The sequence below is a fragment of the Paenibacillus sp. NPDC056933 genome (genome assembly GCF_042674385.1).
Lineage (GTDB): Bacteria > Bacillota > Bacilli > Paenibacillales > Paenibacillaceae > Paenibacillus.
On the sequence record NZ_JBHUQN010000002.1, the window covers coordinates 169,980 to 192,753 of the forward strand.

Genomic DNA, 22,774 nt, shown 5'->3' on the forward strand with positions numbered 1-22,774 from the left:
TACCCCCTGCTCAGTCAGTCTACATATTTGCCATGATCCGGAACAGCAGTCTCTTCGAATTCCAGATCGAGTTGCTTCAGTGAACCCCTCAACATATCGCCGGTTAAGGTATGTCCATGCCCTGTAACAACAACCTTCGGCTGCAATCGACGAATATGACGTACGGATTGATGAGCCGCTTGCCAATCTGTCGTGAAATATGCAGGTGGACCGTGTAACTGTTTGTCCTGAAGCAGCACACTCCATAGCGATTCCTGTTTCACCGTGACAATCGCGTCTCCGGCAATCAGGATACGGTCTTCTTCACGAAATAGCGAAACATGCCCCGGAGTGTGACCGGGGGTGTGTATCCATTTCCAAGCAGAAACTCCCGGAATGGAATGGTCATCCGGCAGACTGAATATCCGATCATCCAGATTGATGGCTTCATTGGGATACGTGAATGACAACCGCGCCATCAAACCACCACCTACGGAAGGGTCCGCTGGAGGGTAATCCTTCACACCTGTCAAATAAGGCAGTTCCAGCGGGTGTGCATACACCGGGACACCCCAGAATTGTTCCAATTCGATGACGGTCCCTACATGATCAAAATGACCATGTGTCAAAATAATAGCAGACGGAGGACCAGGAAATCGTTCAGATGCAACATGAAGGATCTGATCGGTGAAACTCGCTACTCCTGTATCCACGAGCACCCAGTTCCGGCTTCCCGGCTCACCGATAAACACAACATTAACGAACAGTGTACGCAGACTGAGGATATCGTGCGCGACTTCTTCGAGTCCCGTCATCCCTGCTGTAATCAGATTGTCAGATGCCATTCACGGTTACCTCCCATTCAGGCGGATTGTCTCTCTGGTTCCATTCATCTGTCATAGACTTCCCTTTTCTGGAGCATCTATTCCTTACTTCCAATAAAATAGACGATGTACACCCTGTTTCAGGCATACACCGTCTAGTATAATCAGCTACATTCCATATTAGAACATGAACATCTCGGACAAATTACGCCGGGTAAGCATCCAGTGCTGCATCAAGCAACTGATTGTACATATCGTCGTCGTTTTCCAGCAGTTCGTCCATGCGCAGCAATTCCTCTTCATCACCAGACTGTTCGGTGAAATGCAGACTATAATCCCAATCCTTGCCGTTCTTGCTCATGAACGTAATCTCATATACTGACTTTTCGCCTTCTGCACGAAAAACGGTATTACCCACATAATTTTTTTCGTCTTCACGACGCATCTCTGCACGAATAATCTCAATATTCACACTCGTTCTCTCCTTTAATCTCTCATCTGTTGCGGGTCTCCACAATTTATGGTAAACCTAGTTTGGTAATTATTATTGGTTAATTGTACAATATATATCGTAGCAACGTATACCTTATTCAATGAGGGAACAATACATACTCCTTACATACTTGTAATGAGGAATATAATAACTATCAGCTACAAAAATTATACCAAATTGGAGGAACAAATAGCATGAACAATTTTGAATCGAATTTACAGCAATATGCCGAACTGGCGGTCAAAGTCGGTGTCAATGTCCATCCTGGGCAGACTCTCGTCGTGAACGCACCAATTTCGGCAGCACATTTTGTTCGTTTGATCGTCAAAGCCGCTTATGGGACAGGAGCCAAACTGGTCAAAGTGAACTGGAGTGATGAAGTAATCACACGTCTTCATTATGATCTGGCACCAGAAGAATCATTCTCCATTGAGCCGAAATGGTTTGCAGGTGAAATGACCGAACTTGTTGAAGAAGGCGCCGCCGTTCTGCATGTTATCGCAGAAAACCCGGATTTACTAGCTGGTGTTCCTCAGGAACGGATCGTGACAAGTCAGAAAGTTCGCGGTAAAGCATTGGAAAAATATCGCTCCTATCAAATGGCAGACAAATTCAGTTGGTCCATCGTAGCCGTTCCTTCTCCTGAATGGGCAGCCAAAGTATTCCCTGATCTTCCGGCAGAGCAGCAAATCGATAAATTGTGGGATGTTATCTTCAAAACCGTTCGCATTGGGGAACAGGATGCTGTCGCAGAATGGAAAACGCATTTGAAAAATCTCGATTCCCGTGCCGATCTGCTCAACGAAAAAAAATACAAAAAGCTTCACTATACGGCCCCTGGCACAGACCTTACGATTGAGCTTCCCGAAGGCCATCTGTGGGTGTCCGGTGGCAGCATCAATGAACAAGGACATGTCTTCGTTGCCAATATGCCTACAGAGGAAGTGTTCACCGCTCCACTCAAAACCGGAGTTAATGGCACTGTGCGTAGCACGAAGCCTCTCAGCTACGGCGGCAACCTGATTGACGGCTTCTCCCTGACTTTCGAAAATGGTCGGATCGTTGACTATACTGCCGATCAAGGACTCGATACACTGAAAAGCCTGATCGAAATGGATGAAGGCGCACATTATCTGGGTGAGGTAGCTCTCGTTCCACATCAATCGCCAATTTCCGATACGAATATTTTGTTCTACAACACCCTCTTTGATGAAAATGCATCCAACCATCTGGCGATCGGTAACGCCTATGCCTTCTGTCTGGAAGGTGGCAAAACGATGTCCAAGGATGAATTGATCAGCCATGGCATGAACTCCAGTCTCACTCATGTGGATTTCATGATTGGATCAGGAGAAATGAACATTCACGGGGTCACTTCCGAAGGCAGCGAAGAACCGATCTTCCTGCAAGGAAACTGGGCTTTCTAATTTAAACGATGTAAATGAGAGAGAGGGTCACTCCTCTCTTTTCCTGCGTAAGCGGGGCATTCATGATATGGAGGAACACGATATGTTGAGTTTTGAACAAAAACTGGATCATTATGCTGAACTGGCCGTAAAAGTTGGAGCCAACGTTCAGCCCGGGCAAATCTTCGTCATCAGCGCCATGATTGATACAGCTGAATTCGTGCGTTTGTTGGTGCGCAAAGGCTACGAGGCCGGAGCTAAGAAAGTCATCGTCAAATACGGGGACGAGACTGTCAATCGATTGCGTTTTGAAATGGCGCCTGAGGATTCCTTCCAGGACCCACCGAAATGGCATGCTGCTGAACTTGAGGAGCTGGCAGCGAACAATGCTGCATTCTTGACCGTATTGTCATCCAGCCCGGACCTATTGAAAGGCATCGATCCTGAACGCATTTCCACCCATCAGCGTACATACGGTCAGGCGATGTCCAAATATCGTCAATATCAGCAGGCCGACAAAATGAGCTGGACAGGAGTAGCCTGTCCTTCACCGGATTGGGCCGCCAAAGTGTTTCCCGACCTTTCACCTGCCGAGCAGATGAAACAGCTCTGGGAAGCCATTTTTGCTGCTGTAAGAGCCGATCTGGATGATCCTGTAGCGGCTTGGGAGCAGCATATTGAGCGTTTGGAGCACAAAGCAGTTGCCCTGAACAACAAAAAATATAAAGCTTTGCATTTTGTATCACCTGGAACAGACCTTACCGTTGAGCTTCCTGAAGGGCATATCTGGGCGCAGGCGGGAAGCATTAACGAACAAGGTACCCACTTTGTTGCCAACATTCCGACAGAGGAAGTATTCACTGCCCCAGCCAAATACGGAGTGAGCGGTAAAGTGACCAGTACCAAACCACTCAGTTATGGCGGAAGTATCATTGATCGCTTCTCCCTAACATTTGAGAAGGGGCGCATCATTGATTTTCATGCCGAAGAAGGGCAAGATACACTCGAACGGCTCATTAACATGGATGAAGGGTCCCATTACCTCGGTGAGGTTGCTTTGGTGCCTTTCCATTCACCAATCTCTGAAAGCGGTATTCTCTATTACACAACGTTATATGATGAGAATGCTTCATGTCACCTCGCTATCGGCAGTTCCTATGCCTTCAATATCGATGGTGGCAAAACCATGTCAACCGAGGAACTTGCAGCTCGCGGCATGAACTCCAGCATTACTCACGTGGACTTCATGATGGGATCGCCGGAAACGAACATTTACGGCGTGACAGCGAATGGCGAGCGTGAAGCCATCTTCCTGCAAGGCAACTGGGCTTTCTAAAACAGTTGGATCGATAATCCTATAATTATTAAATATCACATAAAGGCCGCCTCATTAACCATCATTTTCTGGTTAATGAGGCGGCCTCTTTGTAATTCTGAATATACTTCTCTTTCTACTGTCGGACTAACCTCCCATTGTATCGCTTCCATATAATGTTGTAAAATGAAATGATACCAATGTTTGTGGATTGTTCACCAGAAAGGAGAACATCATGGCCAATCGGCTCCAATTACTTTTAGCCTCGAATTTCCATAATTTGGGCCCCCAACTTCAAGAAGAAGTGTACTACGAGTACTATAATATGGTACATGGTCTCATCGTTTACATCATCAAAGAACGTGCAGCAGCAGAAGATATTATCCAGGAAGCTTTTATCAAAATCATTAAAAACAAACCTCTCTTCGACAGCGAGGTCAAACTGAAAGCCTGGCTGAAGGTAGTCACACGGAATACCGCCATTAATTATCTGAGAAAAAATAAAAATAACCGTAACCAACTGGATACGGATAGTGTTTTTATAGATATGGAGACAATGAATCAGACGGCAGCTTCCGTGGAGAGCACGGTGGAGACACAAATGATGCAGGAATCCATCGAGTTCTACCTGGAACAACTTAAGCCAGAATACCGTGTACTCGTGGAACTACGCTGGAAAGAGGGTCTTTCCTATCGGGAAATGGCTGATCTGCTTGATACATCCGAAGAAATTGTGAAGCAACGTTTGTTTAGAGCCCGGGGAAGTATCAAGAAGAAATTACATAAGGAATGGGGTGGAAGTATTGAGCAAAGGCAAGTCCGATAAGCAGATTGATTCATTCGATTCAGAGCTAGAAGACGATTTTTTCGATGCCGTGTTTGATATGGCTTTTGACGAAGCCTTCCATCAGGCTGTATCTGCTCCCCTAGATCCAAATAATACAAATTTCCAAATTATGCATGAGTCCTGGCTTAAAGTTGAATATGAAATTAATAAGATTAACGCACGCAAAAAAAGAAGGCGGACCTTACGGCTTTCTTTCGTTATCGCCGCTTCAGTCGCCTTAGGTGCAGTTTTATTCAGTGTTCCTACGAACACACAGGCAGTGTCCCCTTTTGTGCAAACGATCAAAGATTGGGGTAATGGAATGAAATCCATTATTATTAAAGACCGTACAAACGAAATAGTTGGATTGGATCCTTTAGCCGCAAAGACGTCTGTACCACCTGAGCCTGGTATCGAGGACGCTCCTCAAATTTCTCCTGAAAATTATGATGACAATCCCTATGAATTCGATATAGATTCAACACAAATTTTGGTTCCTGTTGAAGTAACTGAGGAAGAAGCACGCTCAGGGTTTATTGGTGACTTTCTACTTTCAAATGTAATCCCCGAGCGATTTACCGACATCAAGTTCGAGCTGATGCTTGATGCAGAGTTGCCACTCCCTATAGACAGTAATATTAAATCAACCCATATGCGAGTACTCTACACTGGTAAAATCAAAGATAGACAAGAAGAAATATTACAATTTGATTATGCCTGGATCCATCCTGGTGAAGTAGTTGAAGGTCCTTTACTTCGAGAGACAAGTGTCGTTAAACTGGGCGATGGTAGCGAGGCTTTTATGTCAATTGGCCCTCGCTATAACACTTTTCAATGGATGATGGGTTCAACCAACGTCAGCTTGTTCGGTACTCTCAGCGAAGAAGAGATGTTATCCATTGCCAATAACCTTCAGAATCAAAGGTTTCCTTGGAACAGTCATTAAAGTTGACTAGAATAGCACATTTGATGATGTATGTGTGCTTGTTTCAGTTTTTGATCCATTATTTGCGCTGTGAATGCTCACCACACGATAATAGTAACCAGTTATAACAGTCCAGCTGGAGCTTGCATCCAATGCCGAAACATTATTTTTCGTGACAGAATTCGATTGATATGTGACCCATGCGGATCCTGTCCACCGTTGGAGACTATACTGTACCGTTATACTGTTCATTTTGGTGTAAGTTGTTGTCGTTGTACTCACCAATGCAGTGAGTCCTCCTACAGGAATAACATTGCCACTTGCTTGATAAATGTTCTCGAATTGAGCCAAGCTCTGAATGCTTTGGCTCTCCGGTGGTGGTGCGGTCAAGGCTACGGGTTTAACACTCGAAATATCTGGAGTAGCTTCGACTTTTCCATCAGGTATTGCTAAGATCATGGGTAAAGTTAATGCGGCTGCTAATGTCACCTTTAAGACAGGCTTCAAACTCTTTATCATCATTTAGTTCATTCCTCCAATTTCATATTTTGGATATTCATAGGTGTTTACGAGATATGAAGCTATACGGTTTCAAAAAAATCCCTTTTTAAAATAGTACAGAACCTCTTGCGTATACATCAATCCATATCATGAAGACACCGTCATTCTAAGCCGACCTCATCATTCATGCTCCATCGTCGCAGTAACGATGCTCAGATCAAATGACAGGCTACAAAATGATCCGCTCCTACGTTCCGATATGTTGGAGTTTGCTGCTTGCAGATATCTTCTGCCCATGGACAACGTGTATGGAACTTGCAGCCAGTTGGCGGATTCACTGGACTGGGGATATCCCCTTTAAGCACAATTCGTTCCCGTTTCAATTTGGGAATCGGCACAGGTACAGCTGATAGCAAAGCTTTCGTATACGGGTGCAGTGGATTGCCGAACAACTCATCTCTGGAGGCCGTCTCGACCATGGAGCCCAGATACATTACGCCAATACGGTCACACAGATGTTCCACCACACTCAGATCATGCGAAATAAACAAGTAAGCAAGACCGCGCTCTTGCTGAAGCCGTCTGAACAGGTTGATAATCTGAGCCTGAATGGACACGTCCAGTGCTGATACCGGTTCATCTGCGATGATCAGTTTTGGATTTAAGATCAAAGCTCGCGCAATCCCAATCCGCTGTCGCTGTCCACCAGAGAACTCATGGGGAAAACGATCAATATGATAAGATGACAATCCGCAGGCTCCGAGCACCTCTTTGACGAGATCACGAACCTCGCTTGCGGTAGCCAACCCGTGATCCAATACGGCCTCCCCGATCGCATCACCAATACGTATGCGCGGGTTCAGTGAACTGTAGGGGTCTTGGAAAATAAGTTGAAGCTGCGGACGAATCTTCCGCACTTCCTGCATAGATAAATGATGCAAGTCTACACCTTGAAAACGAATCTGTCCCTCCGTTTTCTCTGTTAAGCGCACGATGGTTCTTCCAACGGTGCTCTTGCCGCTGCCGGATTCACCCACTAATCCAAACGTCTCGCCTTCATGAATCGTGATGCTGATATCATCGACCGCTTTCACATGGGCTACTGTACGATTCAATAAGCCTTTGCGCACAGGAAAATAGGTTTTAAGATGTTCGATTTCCAATAAAGGTTTAGACATGACTTAATGCCTCCTCATACAGCCAGCATGCAGCCTTCTGTCCAGGTCCAAGCTGCTTGAGCGTCGGCATTTGTGTGGTACATATCGACATACAGTGCTCACAACGATCAGCAAAATGACAGGAATCTTTCAAGGATAGTGGATCAGGTACATGTCCGGGTATCGAATACAATTCATCCTGCCGTTGATTGATAATCGGCTTGGAGCGAAGCAATCCCTGGGTATAAGGATGTTTGGGAGACTCAAACAATTGCACAACTTCCCCCTCTTCCACCACTTTGCCTGCATACATCACAACAACATAATCCGCCATTTCGGCTACAACTCCAAGGTCATGTGTGATCATCAGAATGGAGGTTCCTGACTGGGATTTGATGTGCTGCAACATATCCAGTATCTGCGCTTGAATGGTCACATCCAGTGCGGTGGTTGGTTCATCCGCAATTAACAGTTTCGGGTTACATGAGATGGCAATGGCAATCATAATGCGCTGCAGCATGCCTCCACTCAGCTCATGCGGATAGCTGTTCGCAATCTGTTCCGGGCGTGAAATACCAACTTCGGCAATCAGCTCAACCGCTCTGGCACGAGCCTGCTTTTTACTCATTTTCAAGTGTACAATCAGCGGCTCCATTAATTGCTCACCGATTTTCAGCACGGGATTCAACGAGGACATCGGTTCCTGAAAAATCATGGAGATGTCATTGCCCCGGATGGTACGCAGCGAGGATTTACTTTCACGGAGCAGATCCCGTCCACCAAAACGAATCGCACCACCTACTACCTTGCCTGCCGGTTCTTCAATTAATCCCATGATCGACATGGCAGTTACACTTTTACCACAGCCTGATTCACCAACGATGCACACCGTCTCCCCTTCACGTACGTTCAGACTTACGCCGTCCACGGCTTTGATATGGCCTTCTTCGGAGTAAAAATGAGTTTCAAGTTGTTCAATTTCAATCATATTTTGCATGAGGCGTGCTCACCTTCTCCTCTGTTTGGGATCTAATACGTCTCGAAGACCATCACCAAAAATGTTAATGGCAATAACGGTCACGAAAATGGACAGCCCTGGCGGAATCCATAACCAAGGATGCTGTTGAAAATCAATCATGTTGTTGGCCGCATCGATCATATTGCCCCATGTAGGCGTTGGCGGCATGACACCCAGTCCAAAAAAGCTAAGTACCGATTCGCTGAGAATGGACCCTCCGATATTCAGAGTAGCCATGACGATAAGAAGCGGAACGATATTGGGCAGAAGATGGTGAAACAGTTTGCGACGGTCACGCAAGCCAAGAACAACAGCAGCCTGCATGAATTCACGCTCCCGCAAGCTTAACATCTGTCCCCGTACCATTCGGGCCATACCGGGCCAGTTGACAAAGCTGAGCATCAGCATGACGATATACATTCTGGAATCCGGCGGAACTTTCCAATCCGATAACAACGCGCCGAAAATGAACAGCAGCGGCAGTCCCGGGATCGTAAGCAGCAAGTCGGCAATCCTCATAATGACCTGATCAACAATGCCTCGATAATATCCGGCAATAGCTCCAAGCAAGGAGCCAATAAATACGGATAGAACCATGGAAGCTAAACCAACGGTGAGCGAGATACGACCAGCCATTAACACACGGGTAAGCACATCCCTGCCTAACGCATCCGTACCAAGCCAGTGATGAATGCCTGGACCTTGTTTCATCGCTGCCATATTAATCTTGTTATCGGTGTAAGGTGAGAACAGCGGTCCAATGAAACAGGCTACAAACATCAACAAAACCACGATGAATCCGCCAACGGCAAGTTTGTTTTTGAGCAGTCTTCGGAGCGATAATCTCCATAAAGAAGATTTGGCCGGAACCTTTATAGGTGAGGCAGCTTCTGCGGCACTTCTCGTTACAGACGATGAAGTGATTGTCATTTTCATATCCCCCTTATTGCAAACGGACACGCGGATCTGCGATGTGATAGAGCACATCAGACAGCAGCGTTCCAATGACAGTCAGGATGGCGATAAACATCGTGAAGCCCATCAGCAGCGGGTAATCCCGCAACGAGAAGGATTGCATATATAACTGACCGATACCGGGCCAGCTGAATATTTTCTCAATAATCAGTGAACCGCCGAACAAGGAAGGCAGCTCGAAGCCAATCAATGTTATCGCGGGTAAAAGAGCATTACGTAAAGCATGAGTATATAACACTTTGCTTTCTTTTAACCCTTTGGCTCGTGCTGTTCGAATATAATCCTGCTTGATCACATCAATCATGTTGCTGCGGAAATAACGGGTAAGTGAGCCTACACCGAGCAGGGTCATGACAATTACAGGCAAGGTCATATGCTGAATCACCTCTTTGACATATGCCAGACCGGTAGCATTACTTCCGGTGGTCATCATGCCGCCCGGTGGCAACCATTTTAAGTCAACCGCCAGCAGTTTAATCAAAAACAATCCGATAAAAAAGGATGGCACGGACATGGCTGCAAATATGCCTATCATCACGAAAGTATCGAACCACGAGTACTGCTTGTAGGCGGCAATCACACCGATAATAACCGCAATGAACCAGGTCAGAAACGTGGTCACGGCAGCCAGCAGGAATGAATTCCAGATATATTCGTTGAACAGCGCGAGCACGGGCTTCTGCTGGGCCAATGAATATCCAAAATCCCCGTGTAAGGCATTTTTCATCCAGATCAGATACCGCTCGATAACTGACTTGTCCAGCCCGTACAATTCGCGCAGCTCGGCCTTGCGCTCAGGACTCAGTTTAATGTTGCTGGAGATATAGTCTCCAGGAGTAAGTGCATATAAGCTGAAAATCAGAACGGAAGCGGCCAGCAAAATAAGAACCATATATGTCATCCGTTTCACAATGTAAGTGCTCATATCAGGCTCCTTATCAATGCGTCCCTTGCATCTGCGGCATCGCAAACGCAAGGGACGTTTTGTTTATTTCGGTATTGATGTTTCTTGATTCATACCACCGCTTATTTCAGGGACCATTCCGGCAAGCTGGTTGCAATCCCACGGTATGGACTGACAGATAGTCCATCGATGCGACCGTTATAGGCATAGACTGTTTTTTTGTAGCTGGTAAAAATGACAGGCAGCTCATCGTTGAGCAACTGGTACAGCTCTTTGTATACTGCCTTGCGCTCCTCAATGTCTGTCGTAGCCAGACCTTTGTTGTACAGCTCTTTCACTTTGGGATTGTCGTAGCCTTTCAGCTCACCATCCACAAATTGCAGTACCCCATCCGAAGGATCGGTTAACATCGGTGTAGAGAAGGAAGCCATGTCGTAGTCGCCGCTCTCCACTTTGGAGACAAGCGAGTTGAAATCAGCGAAGACTTCAGGCTGGAACTGTACGCCAATTGCTTCAAAGTTTTCTTTGGCTACTGCAATGAAGATATCCGTGGCCGGACTTTTCGTTCCGAGGAAATGCAGGGACAACTTCTTCCCGTCTTTTTCACGGATGCCATCCGCTCCAGGCACCCAGCCTGCGTCGTCCAGCAATTGATTGGCTTTGTCTGGATCATAGGCGTATGGATTAATACCTTCCTCCGTATATGACCAGGAAATAGGTGAAGTCGGGATGTTGGCAACAGCCCCTGCCCCCTGGTTGGCGTCCACATAGATGGACTGACGATCCAGGCCATAGGTGATGGCTTGCCGTACTTCTTTTTCCTGAAGCTGTTCGTGTTCCAGATTGAGCTGTAAATATCCGTATGTACTTGGTGTGTAAGGCAGAAGGTTGAGGTAGGGGATATTTTTCAGCTTATCAATATTCTCCTGGGTAGCCGTGAACGAAGTGAAGTCGATCTCTCCGGTCTCAATAAACTGCCAGGTGTCTCCTTCCGATGTTTTATATATGAAATGCTCGGTTTTTGGTTTGCCCTTGTAATAGTACTCGTTGGCAACGAATCGTACTTCCTGACCCGGAATGAACTTTTCGAGTTTGTAAGGGCCATTGCCTACAGGTGTTGCATGAAGATTTTTAATGTATTCGAGCTTTCCGAATTGATAGTCTTTGCCGTAGTAGGCTTTGGACAACACCTCTGAGCCCAATGTAAGCAGAGCAGTTGCGTTTGGTTGTTCCAGCGTGATTGAGATCGTTAACGGATCAATGACCTTAATACCCTCGATGTGATCTGCCTTTCCTTCGGTATACGCTTTGCCGCCTTTCACCTTGGTGGAGAAAATATCAAATCCCCCGTCATACGACTTGTCATGCAGAATGGTCCATGTAAAAGCGACATCATCTGCCGTGAGCGGAGAGCCGTCACTGAACTTGGAATCTTTTCTCAGATGAAACGTGTATGTACGCTGATCGTCGGATACGTCCCAGCTTTCAGCCAGGTCTGGCACAGGCAATCCTTTCTCATCCACAGTAACCAGCGAAGCAAAAAGCAATGAGGCAACGTTGCCATCATATCCGCTCTGGTGGAAATACGGTGTGAAAGCCCCGCTGGGATCCGTAAGTCCCACAATAACCGTATCCGTCCGTTTTTTTGCCGTCTCAGGTAATAGATTCAGGTCCGTCGCATGAAAGGGTACATCCAGTGCTGCTGCAACCGGAGTCGCCTTTGTGCCCGAATTCGTTGTTCCGCTTCCAGAAGTAGTGGTCTCTGTTCCTCCACCGCCAGCACATGCAGATAACACAATCGCACTACTGATCATTAACGATGCCACAGATAAACCTTTCACTCTCATAAAATCCTCCCCAATTCATAAATAGTCCATATTTTTCTCGCTCAGCCGTTCCTAATTCCCGAAATAATTCAGAATATATATAATTCCTATGAAATTAGTAGGTATAAGTTCGATAAGCCCTATTATAAGAACCGCATTCGGTTCTGTAAATAGAGAACCACAAAAAAATATTTATATTAAACCCATTAATATCCACTTTAAAGCGATAAAATAGCCGTATGTTCTGCGCGGATTTCCTGAATAAATTTCAGTTCGGCCACCACAAACCTACGGCTGTATCGGAGGAATATATTTTTACTAAAAACCACATTTTGATAAACGTTATTGCTCCAGATAATCCATGACATTTGGCAAAATTTGCTCCAGAGCATGAAGGCGGAGTGAATACTCTACCAGGCTCTCTCCTTCAAAATGCGCATAGACCAGTCCAGCCCCACGAAGCTTGGATAGATGATCATGAGTAATTCCTTTGGAGAGCTTCAAGTGACGAACAATCTCTATGAACGAGCGCGGTCCCTGATGCAGAAAACGCATAATTTTCAGCCTATTCTTCTCTCCCAGACTGCGAATCACACGCAAATGATGGGTCGGAATATACTCATTGTCTCCCATATACAATCTGGAGGAATAATGACACAGCAGGGTATCCCCAAAATGCAGGATGACATTTAACGGCTGAAAATGAAATTGAGGCACTAGCAGCAATTTTTCCAGTCCATTTACATCCCGGAACATCAAACCGTTGGTTGCCTCGTCCAGTACATTCTCTTGAGGAAATTGGCGCAATTGCGCTTTGCGGTTGAGCACCTCCTGCCTTAAACACTGAATAATCGCTGGATCAAGCAAGCGAAAATATTGCTCGTTCCACCCGGTTAAGACATAGATCATCTTGGTCTGAAAGGCAGCGATATCATCCGTATAAGGGAAACTGTACCGGGCAAAAATGTCACGAAGCTCAGGCACTGTTTGTTGGCTGAACCATTCAATAAAATCCTCCGGTTCCTCAGCTTCCATTCGCAAACAGACAAGCAAATACATCCATTTCCAATCATCATCCACGTTCATATTTTGCAAAACAGTAGCAAGCTCAGGGGTTAGCTGCTCTTCTGTACCTTGCGCCCAAGCTATGGATAAATCAATCTTTTTATGCGATTTCCGGCAAATATATGTATGCAAACTGGCCATGAATTCAAATACAGGCGTAAATCCCACCTCAATGCGATAGCTCAATCTCAACCTCTCCTATCTTGCAAAGTCGTTCCATTATACCCTGTTTGCAGCCATGCAAGCTACGATTATAGGGTAAACACAAAAAGCCGCACAGTGAATTAATCCACCGTACGGCCTCTCTATAGACCGGAATCACCTGACTCCAAAAATAATACTTTGGATTAGGCGCCTTCCCCTTCAACCATCAGATCCAGCTTAATCACATTTACACGAGAAATCCGCTTATGTTCGGTCTCCTGAATAACAAAGACATATCCACCATACTCTACCGATTGCCCCACTTCTGGTGGGATGGTCTCTACTCTGGAGTATAACCAGCCGCCAATCGTATCATAGTCCGCCCGGTCCATATCCAGACCAAAGCGCTCACTAACCTCTTCAATCAGCATGAGGCCGTCAATGGAGTATTCCATTTCATCCACTTTCTCAATCGCCGGACGCTCTTGGTCAAATTCGTCCTGAATCTCGCCTACGATCTCTTCCATGATGTCTTCAAGCGTTACAAGACCGGAAGTTCCTCCGTACTCATCAATCAGGATGGCTATCTGAGTCTTGCTGCGCTGCATCCGCTTGAGCAGGTCACTGATCGGGGTAGAATCGGGTACGGCGAGAATCGGCCGGATTACCGAGATCGTATCTGTAAGCTGAGACCGCATCAGGTCTTTAATGTGAATAAAACCGATAATATGATCTTTGTCACCGTTATAAACCGGATAACGGGTGCGCATGCTCTCACTGGCAATTTCCAAATTTTCCAGCATGGACTGATTGGCATTCAGGCAGATCATTTCCGTCCGCGGAATCATAATTTCACGGGCGGTCGTTGCCGTAAAATCAAATATGTTATCAACAAGCGCCAATTCAGTATTGTCAATTAAACCGCTCTTATTGCTTTCTTTCATCAGAATGCGTATCTCATCTTCACTATGCGCCGAGTCATGCTCCGAGGCCGGTGCCATGCGAAACACTCTCAGCAGGCTGTTCGCCATTCCATTCAGTGCCCAGATAAAAGGATACATTAATTTGTAAAAGAACGTAAGCAGCGCCGCAGACCATAACGTGATCGTCTCTGATTTGCGGATTGCCATCGTCTTGGGAGCAAGTTCCCCGAGTACAATATGCAAAATCGTAATAATAACAAAAGCAATCGCAATGGAAATCCCGTGTACGTATACCGGACCCAATCCAAATGCAGTAAAGATGGGCTCTAACAGGTGAGCTATTGCTGGCTCTCCCAGCCACCCGAGTCCAAGTGAAGCAAGCGTTATGCCCAATTGACACGCAGATAGGTAAGCATCCAGGTTGCGTACAATATTGGAAGCATAAATCGCATTTTTATTGCCTGTTTCCACCAAAGCTTCGATCCGGCTGCCACGAACTTTGACCATCGCGAACTCTGCCGAGACAAAAAAACCATTCATCAATACAAGCAAAGCAATTAAAATTAAATTGAATATACTCGGTAAGGGGTCACTCAAATTATCATCCTATTCGCCGTCATTCTTCGGCAAATAGGTCCACCTCCTTCGAAAATGTAGGATATTTGCCATTCTGCCGCTCATATGCAGTTTCAACTTCCCAATGCTTTCACCTCCACCTTCTTCTGTCGAATAACAAAGATATGCTTCTTTTATTATATAATTCTACACTACACAGTCAATCCGTGTCCTATGACAACGAAATGATGCATACGGGTTATTTCATTAACAAATGTACTGAATACGCTGTTTCTTTTACGTTTTACTAACAAATATATGCATCTTCTTGCTCACGGTTTAACTTTTCTCTTACGCTCAGTTAATCATTCAGCTATATACTTCCAAATAGAACAACAATTTTGGATTCCGGAGGTATGTACATTGAAAATGAAAAGCCATCATGCTATGAAATGGAATGCTCTACTACTCAGCGCGGCTGTTGCGATTACTGCAGTGCCTTGGCAGGTCAATGCTGAACCCGTATCTACCCAGCAACAAACGGCCCCGGCCGCATTTACCATTTTACCGATCGACCGCGCTCAGATTCTGGCAGGACAAAAGCTGGATTTCAGAGTTGAGCTGAACGGTGCCAAGCTCAAATCGGGAGATATCAAAATCCAGGTTAATGGTTTGTCACCAGACAAATATTTCGGCAAATCCGGAACATGGACAAGCAGCACGGATCTTAGCACAGAATACACCATCCGGGATGTTACCTTCAATGAGAGTGATTCCATTGTGGTAACTGCCGAAACAACGGCTACAGGCAAGCGTACATATTCACGGGTCGTATACCAAGTATTCAATCCTTCCAAAGACACAGCCATACTAACAAACGGTGAACAAGCCAAGAATGTCGTTCTGATGATCGGCGATGGCATGAGTGCCAATATTCGCACCGCCGCTCGCGTTGTATCCAAGGGTATTCACGAAGGCAAATTCAATGGCTGGCTGGAGATGGAACAAATGGATTCCATGGGCATGGTCACCACGTCTGGCATGGATTCCATCGTCACCGATTCAGCCAATAGTGCTTCCGCTTATGCAACCGGTCATAAAACGGCCGTAAATGCCGAGGGGGTCTACCCGGACAATACACCTGATCCTTTTGACGATCCAAAGGTGGAAAACATCGTTGAGCTGGTCAAGCGGACACGTGGCATGGCTACGGGCCTTGTAACGACTGCGGATGTGACGGATGCGACACCGGCAGCGATGGCTGTTCACACGCGTAAACGCGGGGAGCAAGAAGCGATTGCCAGTATGTATCTGAATGAAGCGAATCGTCCGGATGTTATTCTGGGCGGTGGACTGGAGTGGTTCCTTCCAGCGAATGATGGTGGAAAACGCAAAGACGGACGCAATATCGTGGAGGAGTTCAAAAAAGAAGGCTATACCTACGTTACAGATGCAACGAATCTGGACAAGTCTTCCTCTACCAAATCCTTGCTTGGATTATTCCGCAAAGGCAACATGAGTGTATATTATGATCGGGAATATACTCAGCCCAACAACACAGAAATCGTGGGCAAGGATACCGATCAGCCAACGTTGATGGAAATGACGGACACAGCCCTTCAGGTCCTGGAACAGAACAAGAACGGATTTTTCCTGATGGTCGAAGGCGCATCGATTGATAAACAGGCTCACACCATGGATTTTGAACGCTCTGTATGGGATGCAATAGAATTCGATCAAACGGTGGGTCGGGTTAAGGAATATGCGAAGGAACACCCGGATACGCTCGTTATCGTCACATCCGACCATGGTCATTCCCTTACCCTAAACGGAACATATAACACGGAAGCCTCCAAAGGTAAATCGGGCGACGAACTCCGTGAATTGATCGGCACATATGCTGATTCCAAGTTCCCGACGTATGTGGATGCAAACGGAGATGGCTTCCCAGACAATCCGGATTCGGAGTGGAAGATTGCTGTTGGCTGGGGCAATATGCCGGACAATAATGAGGACTATCTCTCCAATCCGGTGCCAATCAGTCCTACGATTCAGGACCCTAATGTGAAGGACAAAACATGGTATATCGCTAACCCGGATAAAGATCCGGACGGTGTCCACTATACGGGTAACCTGCCTCATGATGAAGGCCAGGAAGTCCACACATTCGACGATGTACCAATCAATGCCTCAGGACCTGGGTCCCGCCTGTTCTCCGGTTATCTGGATAATACGGATGTGTTCCGCAAGATGGTAACCGCATTAAAATTGGATGCGTCCAAGTAAAATAACGTTAGGCAAACAAAGAGTATCCTCCTCATGCTCAGGCATGCGGGGATACTCTTTGTTCACGATTTATGGATATGGCATGGCTAGTACGCCCACTTACTGTACTGCCTTTAATGCTTTACTCCCTTTACTACAAATACTTTCTTTCACTGTGACACCATACTGTATCACTACTGTATCACTACGTTCTCATTATCCGTGTCCCAACGCCAAGGGGCTGCTTCCCCTTTTTCGACCGAAAGACCGCCAACCCATGATCTTTCTTTTCTTACCAACGCCCAATCCGCTTCTCCGTTCAGCACCTGAGTACCTAGTTCGGTCAGAGAAAGGACACTTTGACGGAAATCCTCATGTTGCTGCTGGAAATCAGGAAAGGCTTGTACACCGCTTAATTGAAGTAAGGCATGAGGTTCCTCTGTCATTCTCTTCAGATGAGCCCAGTACTCCAGATCCCCCATCCCCAAGATATGCAGTTGGTTACCAACATGCTTGAATAATGGATAGGGGTGATCCACGCCCTCGCTTACAGCCTTCAGCGTGGTTTGTTCAATTATGCTCAGTCCATTGAATACAGAAGGCAGACGGGACAGGTGGGCCTTGAATGCAGCGTGTGCAAAAGGAAGCACCGATGCATTTCCCCGCAAATAGTCCTGATGATCCTGAATGTCAGACGATGCGTAGGCAGCCCAAAACTCGCTGCCAGCCTCGACTTCCTCTGATTCCATTACATGCCAAGTACCGGATAAATGCCCTATTTGCGAAGGGGTAAGCTGCCCTAGTCCCCGAAAATGCTCAATATCCGGATAGGAATCAATACATAACAGATTCAACCTCGTATCCTTTAGGTTCTGTTCCTTAAAATAGTGCAGCAAGTACGATAGCATCGACTGATCATAAAGGTCATACTCAAACCACAGAACGATCTCTTTGTATTGATGGAATGAGCTTAACCTCTGCTCCAGTTCTTTTATTTTCAAATATTCAGTCTGCGGAATGCCCAAATGCTGCACCAAATATTGTGCACGTCCACTTTGCGCCTTCTCATTCCTCATATTTCTCGTTATTGGTCCAAATGTATAGAGCTCTCGCCAGACCAAAATGTCACCTTGAATCCCGCTTTGTCTTAACCGGTCAGCTGCATGGTCACCATTCATAATGTGAAGCATTCCTTTTCCCCCTTCATATAGATCGCTAAATACCGAGATGACGTCTGCCACAGGCAATGATCTCCTGAGTTTGGACCTGGCATCATGCAGGCGTTTCTTCAACGCTGGAACTTTGACACCAAGGAACTCTGACATTTCCTTGAGTGAATAGCCTTGAAAATAAAACAGATCCACAGCAAGCTGCATGGAAGAAGGTAAAATGGCAATTGACTCTCGTAAGAGACGATGCACTTCTCTTTTCAAAGCCTGTTCCTCAGGATTGTGAGCTTCATCCTCTTCCTGAATGAGGTCCTGAATTTCCAGGACTGGAACAGTGGCATGCTGCTTACGCCTCATTTGACGGTAACATTGTCTTTCCACGATGACTTTGAACCACCCGGGAAAAGCATCGGGATTCTCCAGCTTTGACAGATTAGCAAAGGCCTCTGTGAACGCCTCTTGAACCACATCTTCAGCCAGAAACATGTCATCTAATTTTTGATAAGCGACAGCCAATGCCATCCCCCGAAATTGTGTCACCAGCTGTTCATAAGCCCCCGCTTCCCCCTGGATTGCCCCATCGATCCATATCTTCAATGTGTCTTTCTCCTTCCTGTGCGCTTGCTGCTTGATGTATTTATCTTTAAGTGCCCTGATTTTAGAAAAAGGTTACTTTTATATTATAGGAAAAGCTGTCCCGAATGCGGAATAATATCCACATTTGAGACAGCCTGTGTAAGGGCAGGTTCTATTATGTTCTATTTTCCACTACGATTAACGTCTGCTTGGTGCTTGCGGATAGTTCCCGATCACACCTGGATATTGATATAACAACGGCTCATCGAAAGTTGCATAGTCGAGATTGACCATCAGCAGAATGATGCGTTTTCCGGTATTCGGATCACTGATAATGATATGGTCACGACCTGCTGCTTCCAGGATGCCTTGGAAAATGCGAGCATTCCATTCTTTATTCCCTTCATAAGTCATGTAAAATGTTCCGCATTTCCCCAGGTTAAGCCGCAAGATATTCTCAATGTAGGATTGTTCAAACTGCGGTGCAGTTGTTGTTACAACTCCACCCGCCGGAGTCATTGGAGCACCGCTCGATACGAGCGGGGGTACACTTGTGGAACTAGGTGATACCATGCCTGGTGTTGGAGACATCATTGGCATACCGTTACCGATTTTATAAGAAGTCCCTTGTACTTGCGAATTGGCCTGTTGGCCCATAACCTGTGTTGGTTGATAAGGCTGGTTAATCATTACGATTCCTCCCAAAATTTAATATACACTCGGACAGTCTTCACCTGTCGGACTGAAGAAACAGTGCGCTTTGAAACGGCCTGTATTTGGCTGGTTATACCAGGTTGGCGGACATTCCCCTACAGGTCGGAAAAACCACAACGAATTACTGGCGGGCCATATACGTTCACCATTGATGACACGCTGTGCCAAACGTATTTCCGATTGTCTTGCCCGTTGGTAGAAGTATCCTTTTTGCGTGGACTCAAAGCCACCGGGATTCTGAAAGACCATTCGATTAATGTCCCGAATATCGCCAAAGTCCAAGCAATCAGCCAGCACCCGGTTTACACCCACATTACCCACAAGCAGCATGCCTTGTTCGCCGTCACCTTCAGCTTCGGCCCTCATCAGCCTTGCAAGCAACCTGACGTCTCCCGAGTTGGCTTTAATAACAGCCATATCCTGTTTCCTCCCTTGTTGAATCTCTTCTTCACCGTACATCGTATTGTGCAGACGCCCATTCGGTGACACCATTTCGCATTTTGGCGTAAAAAAAAGCCCGGAACCTCACTGCAGGTGAGGTCCCGAGAAAAATGATTTCCTATATACCCCGTTATTCAGGGCTTGGCTTCAATCCAATAATCATAAGCATGAACGATATTACCTTTATAGGCATTATACTCACTTAAGAGATCTGGAAGCATGGCCAGTTGTCTTTCCATCTCCGCTGCTCCCTTATCATAAAAGGATATATGTTTCCCTTCAAAATTCTCCTTCATTTCCACCGAGAGGAGCAGTGGTTTACCCAGACGATCTGCAATTTCCATCTCCTGACTGACAACGTTAGCAATACCATTGGAGCCCTCGGCAATGTTACGGAAGGCCATCAGCGATACGTGATCCAGGGTAGTTATCATGTATTCACTGACAGACATGTCTCTTCCGGGTAACGGGAACGTATCGAGCCAAACAGCCAGATCTGCACTCGTTTCCAAATTGCTATCCTTTTTCGTCTCTTCCTGAAAATAAGCAATATTCGCAGCCCATTCGGTCAGCAGCATATCCCGATTATTTTCCCATTCCGGCAAGGTGTAGGGTTCAATATCAAGGTGAATCCCCTTAAATTGTTCGTTCGGTTCAGATTCGGCATTATAATTTTTCACATAATCGATCAAACGCTGGATCCGTGGTCGGTTCTCCTTTTTCCCCCAAATAGGATGGCCTCCCATGGCGTGAACCTCAATACCTTGAGCCTGAGCACGTTTCACAAAACTGCGGTAGCTGGAGTACGGTTGATCCAAATCAAGCCTGACATATAAAAAGTTAATTTTTTGTTCTTTGGCAAACTCCAGAATGTGATCTCCACCATCATCCGTAACCTCAGAGGCCTGCCAGATATACGTACCCCGAATTTCTGGTTGATTGGCTGGAGTCTCAGGCAGAGACGGTTCATCCGGCTCCAGCTGTCCCCAATATACAATGTCATGTACAGCCGAGCCCGCGTAGGAAGTGTGATCCGTGAATGCAGACGCCACTTCCTTAATGACATTCTCCAGTTGTGCTGTACCTTTCCCGGCAAATGTGGTGAACTCTTCACCAGGCATAGGTTTGGTATTGACTCCAATGGTAACCGACACATTTCTGGCGTCAGCCCATATCATTTCTTGTTCAATCAAACGTATAATACCATTGTTCCCTTGGGCGTTATCACGATAAGCCAACAACGTAATATGATCAAATTGTCCGATAAACCAATGTGACAACGACTCGTTATCTGCATCCTCAGCAAGTTTGCTGCCCGTCACGGTGTAAGAATCCAACCAAAAAGGCAAGTCTATATTGACTTCTACTGCCCCGGTTTGTCTCACCTGTTTCAGCAACAGCTTCATATTGGCAACCCAGGATTGAACAAGCGGCTTGGCATCTTCTTTCCACTGCGGCAGTACATAAGGTTTGATATCCAGATGTAAGGCGTCAAACCGTTCATTCGGCTCAGCAGCCAGATTATAATTGCTCACCCAGGACGCCAGCTTGAGCATCGGCCCTTCACGCCCACTCACTGCCCATGACGGATCTCCGCCAAGAGCTTCCACCGCAATTCCAGCCTCGCTGGCTTTGGCTATAAATGTATGATAGACCTCCTCTGACAGATTCATATCCACATTCACATATAATCTGTTTATCTTATGTTTAGCTGCATTGTCCAGCAGCTCATCTCCTCCGTCACTGACAGACTTGGCCTGCCATACCCAGGCTGCTCGTATATCTGCATTTGCTTTTGCAGTAGATTCGAAGCCTGTCATTATAATCCCTCCAATCAACAGTAATAGCCAAAACACTTTCCGGGATGGTTTCCCGAACATATTCTCCCTCCATTCCTGTACTGTGGTAAATCACATTTATTATAGCAACCGAGTTATCAAAAACAAATAAGCCCAAGTGCTTAACTTGGGCTTATTTCTGCTATGTTTTCAAAAGTTTACAAACGGTCGCATAAATCCCGGTACTAGTCCTCATATATCATTTTTCGGGTCATGCCCCCATCAATAATCAGGTTGGTCCCTGTGACAAAGGTATTGCTTGGATCGGACAAATATAAACAAGCGCGGGAGATATCCGAAGGAACACCTACACGGCCTGCTGGGTGCTGTTCATGGTCCTCTGGCTTCAGTTCCTCGACATTACCAGTTTCAATCCATCCCGGACTGATACAATTGACCCGAATTTGATCCTTTCCCAGGGAGACCGCCATGGCATGCGTCAACGCCACGATAGCGCCTTTGGATGCAGCGTAAGCCTCTGTTTCGGGTTCAGACATAAAGGCACGCGTAGAGGCCATGTTTATGATCGCTCCACCATCTTCATTATGCTTCATATGTTTGGCCGCTTCCCTGCTTGCGAGAAAGCAGCTTCGCACATTCGTATTGAGTACATCGTCCCACTCTTCGAGGGTTAGCTCATAGGGCGACTTCCATCTCGCAACCCCTGCATTGTTGACCAATACATCAATCCGCTTGAATTCCTCTATCGCGGTCTGGATCAGATTCATAATATCCTTTTCCTTGCGAACGTCACACTGGACAAAGATGGCTTCCCCGCCTTCATTGCGAATGGAAGCTGCTGCTGCAGCCCCCTCGGCTTCCTGATAGTCGGCAAGTACGACTTTAGCCCCTGCAATCGCATAGGCCTCAGCCACACTCCGTCCGATACCTTGGGCTGCTCCCGTTACAACCACGACCTGATCAGTAAATGACAT

At 46.3% G+C, this 22,774-nt stretch carries 20 protein-coding genes; 5 read left to right on the plus strand and 15 right to left on the minus strand.

Annotation, left to right across the window (positions count from 1 at the left end; genetic code table 11):
• Positions 1–14 precede the first annotated feature (14 nt).
• Positions 15–824, minus strand: coding sequence for an MBL fold metallo-hydrolase (locus ACFTRD_RS15705; RefSeq protein WP_379381658.1), 810 nt, complete (start codon positions 822–824; stop codon positions 15–17).
• A gap of 184 nt (positions 825–1,008) precedes the next feature.
• Positions 1,009–1,275, minus strand: a complete 267-nt coding sequence (locus ACFTRD_RS15710) for a hypothetical protein (protein WP_174532100.1) — start codon at positions 1,273–1,275, stop codon at positions 1,009–1,011.
• Positions 1,276–1,490: 215 nt separating this feature from the next.
• Here ACFTRD_RS15710 and ACFTRD_RS15715 point away from each other — a divergent pair, with 215 nt between their 5' ends.
• The 4 genes from ACFTRD_RS15715 (at position 1,491) to ACFTRD_RS15730 (ending at position 5,789) form a co-directional block, all read left to right on the plus strand.
• Positions 1,491–2,723 carry an aminopeptidase gene (locus ACFTRD_RS15715; RefSeq protein WP_379381661.1) on the plus strand — a complete coding sequence of 411 codons (1,233 nt, stop codon included), beginning with the start codon at positions 1,491–1,493 and terminating at the stop codon, positions 2,721–2,723.
• An 82-nt stretch (positions 2,724–2,805) separates the two neighbouring features.
• Positions 2,806–4,038: an aminopeptidase gene (locus tag ACFTRD_RS15720; RefSeq protein ID WP_379381663.1), complete on the plus strand. Its 1,233-nt coding sequence runs from the start codon at positions 2,806–2,808 to the stop codon at positions 4,036–4,038.
• A gap of 214 nt (positions 4,039–4,252) precedes the next feature.
• Entirely contained in the window at positions 4,253–4,843 is a 591-nt protein-coding gene (locus ACFTRD_RS15725) for an RNA polymerase sigma factor (RefSeq protein WP_379381665.1), read from the plus strand.
• Entirely contained in the window at positions 4,821–5,789 is a 969-nt protein-coding gene (locus ACFTRD_RS15730) for a hypothetical protein (protein ID WP_379381669.1), read from the plus strand. The genes ACFTRD_RS15725 and ACFTRD_RS15730 overlap by 23 nt, the downstream gene beginning before the upstream one ends.
• A 6-nt stretch (positions 5,790–5,795) precedes the next feature.
• On the opposite strand, the gene ACFTRD_RS15735 is transcribed toward ACFTRD_RS15730, so the two are convergent.
• The 8 genes from ACFTRD_RS15735 to ACFTRD_RS15770 form a co-directional block, all read right to left on the minus strand.
• Positions 5,796–6,290, minus strand: coding sequence for a hypothetical protein (locus ACFTRD_RS15735; protein ID WP_379381671.1), 495 nt, complete (start codon positions 6,288–6,290; stop codon positions 5,796–5,798).
• Positions 6,291–6,481: 191 nt separating this feature from the next.
• Positions 6,482–7,447, minus strand: coding sequence for an ABC transporter ATP-binding protein (locus ACFTRD_RS15740; RefSeq protein ID WP_379381673.1), 966 nt, complete (start codon positions 7,445–7,447; stop codon positions 6,482–6,484).
• Entirely contained in the window at positions 7,440–8,423 is a 984-nt protein-coding gene (locus ACFTRD_RS15745; protein ID WP_379381675.1) for an ABC transporter ATP-binding protein, read from the minus strand. Before ACFTRD_RS15745 ends, ACFTRD_RS15740 begins: the two co-directional genes overlap by 8 nt.
• 9 nt (positions 8,424–8,432) lie before the next feature.
• Positions 8,433–9,374: an oligopeptide ABC transporter permease gene (gene opp4C / locus ACFTRD_RS15750; RefSeq protein ID WP_379381677.1), complete on the minus strand. Its 942-nt coding sequence runs from the start codon at positions 9,372–9,374 to the stop codon at positions 8,433–8,435.
• 13 nt (positions 9,375–9,387) lie between these two features.
• Entirely contained in the window at positions 9,388–10,344 is a 957-nt protein-coding gene (locus ACFTRD_RS15755; RefSeq protein WP_379381679.1) for an ABC transporter permease, read from the minus strand.
• Between the two features lie 101 nt (positions 10,345–10,445).
• Positions 10,446–12,170, minus strand: coding sequence for an ABC transporter substrate-binding protein (locus ACFTRD_RS15760; protein ID WP_379381681.1), 1,725 nt, complete (start codon positions 12,168–12,170; stop codon positions 10,446–10,448).
• Positions 12,171–12,491: 321 nt separating this feature from the next.
• A complete protein-coding gene (locus tag ACFTRD_RS15765; protein ID WP_379381683.1) occupies positions 12,492–13,400 on the minus strand; it encodes an ArsR/SmtB family transcription factor in 909 nt (302 codons plus the stop codon).
• 161 nt (positions 13,401–13,561) lie between these two features.
• Entirely contained in the window at positions 13,562–14,878 is a 1,317-nt protein-coding gene (locus ACFTRD_RS15770; protein WP_379381685.1) for a hemolysin family protein, read from the minus strand.
• Between the two features lie 387 nt (positions 14,879–15,265).
• Between ACFTRD_RS15770 and ACFTRD_RS15775 the strand changes: the two genes are divergently transcribed.
• Positions 15,266–17,122: an alkaline phosphatase gene (locus ACFTRD_RS15775; protein WP_379383069.1), complete on the plus strand. Its 1,857-nt coding sequence runs from the start codon at positions 15,266–15,268 to the stop codon at positions 17,120–17,122.
• Between the two features lie 173 nt (positions 17,123–17,295).
• On the opposite strand, the gene ACFTRD_RS15780 is transcribed toward ACFTRD_RS15775, so the two are convergent.
• The 5 genes from ACFTRD_RS15780 to ACFTRD_RS15800 form a co-directional block, all read right to left on the minus strand.
• Positions 17,296–18,867 carry a sigma-70 family RNA polymerase sigma factor gene (locus tag ACFTRD_RS15780; protein WP_379381687.1) on the minus strand — a complete coding sequence of 524 codons (1,572 nt, stop codon included), beginning with the start codon at positions 18,865–18,867 and terminating at the stop codon, positions 17,296–17,298.
• Positions 18,868–19,044: 177 nt separating this feature from the next.
• The gene (gerQ, locus tag ACFTRD_RS15785) at positions 19,045–19,536 is read right to left on the minus strand and encodes a spore coat protein GerQ (protein ID WP_379381689.1); all 492 of its coding nucleotides are present in this window, start codon (positions 19,534–19,536) and stop codon (positions 19,045–19,047) included.
• Positions 19,537–19,554: 18 nt separating this feature from the next.
• Positions 19,555–19,977, minus strand: coding sequence for a cell wall hydrolase (locus ACFTRD_RS15790; protein WP_192267328.1), 423 nt, complete (start codon positions 19,975–19,977; stop codon positions 19,555–19,557).
• 158 nt (positions 19,978–20,135) lie between these two features.
• A complete protein-coding gene (locus ACFTRD_RS15795) occupies positions 20,136–21,821 on the minus strand; it encodes a hypothetical protein (RefSeq protein WP_379381692.1) in 1,686 nt (561 codons plus the stop codon).
• A gap of 203 nt (positions 21,822–22,024) precedes the next feature.
• Complete coding sequence (locus ACFTRD_RS15800) at positions 22,025–22,774, minus strand: SDR family NAD(P)-dependent oxidoreductase (RefSeq protein WP_379381694.1); 750 nt, start codon at positions 22,772–22,774, stop codon at positions 22,025–22,027.

Coding starts and splice junctions, on each gene's coding strand:
- ACFTRD_RS15705 (WP_379381658.1), bottom strand. CDS start 824: ATGGCATCTGACAATCTGATTACAGCAGGGATGACGGGACTCGAAGAA.
- ACFTRD_RS15715 (WP_379381661.1), top strand. CDS start 1,491: ATGAACAATTTTGAATCGAATTTACAGCAATATGCCGAACTGGCGGTC.
- ACFTRD_RS15720 (WP_379381663.1), top strand. CDS start 2,806: ATGTTGAGTTTTGAACAAAAACTGGATCATTATGCTGAACTGGCCGTA.
- ACFTRD_RS15725 (WP_379381665.1), top strand. CDS start 4,253: ATGGCCAATCGGCTCCAATTACTTTTAGCCTCGAATTTCCATAATTTG.
- ACFTRD_RS15735 (WP_379381671.1), bottom strand. CDS start 6,290: ATGATGATAAAGAGTTTGAAGCCTGTCTTAAAGGTGACATTAGCAGCC.
- ACFTRD_RS15740 (WP_379381673.1), bottom strand. CDS start 7,447: ATGTCTAAACCTTTATTGGAAATCGAACATCTTAAAACCTATTTTCCT.
- ACFTRD_RS15745 (WP_379381675.1), bottom strand. CDS start 8,423: ATGCAAAATATGATTGAAATTGAACAACTTGAAACTCATTTTTACTCC.
- opp4C (WP_379381677.1), bottom strand. CDS start 9,374: ATGACAATCACTTCATCGTCTGTAACGAGAAGTGCCGCAGAAGCTGCC.
- ACFTRD_RS15755 (WP_379381679.1), bottom strand. CDS start 10,344: ATGAGCACTTACATTGTGAAACGGATGACATATATGGTTCTTATTTTG.
- ACFTRD_RS15760 (WP_379381681.1), bottom strand. CDS start 12,170: ATGAGAGTGAAAGGTTTATCTGTGGCATCGTTAATGATCAGTAGTGCG.
- ACFTRD_RS15775 (WP_379383069.1), top strand. CDS start 15,266: ATGAAAAGCCATCATGCTATGAAATGGAATGCTCTACTACTCAGCGCG.
- gerQ (WP_379381689.1), bottom strand. CDS start 19,536: ATGATTAACCAGCCTTATCAACCAACACAGGTTATGGGCCAACAGGCC.
- ACFTRD_RS15790 (WP_192267328.1), bottom strand. CDS start 19,977: ATGGCTGTTATTAAAGCCAACTCGGGAGACGTCAGGTTGCTTGCAAGG.
- ACFTRD_RS15795 (WP_379381692.1), bottom strand. CDS start 21,821: ATGACAGGCTTCGAATCTACTGCAAAAGCAAATGCAGATATACGAGCA.
- ACFTRD_RS15800 (WP_379381694.1), bottom strand. CDS start 22,774: ATGTCATTTACTGATCAGGTCGTGGTTGTAACGGGAGCAGCCCAAGGT.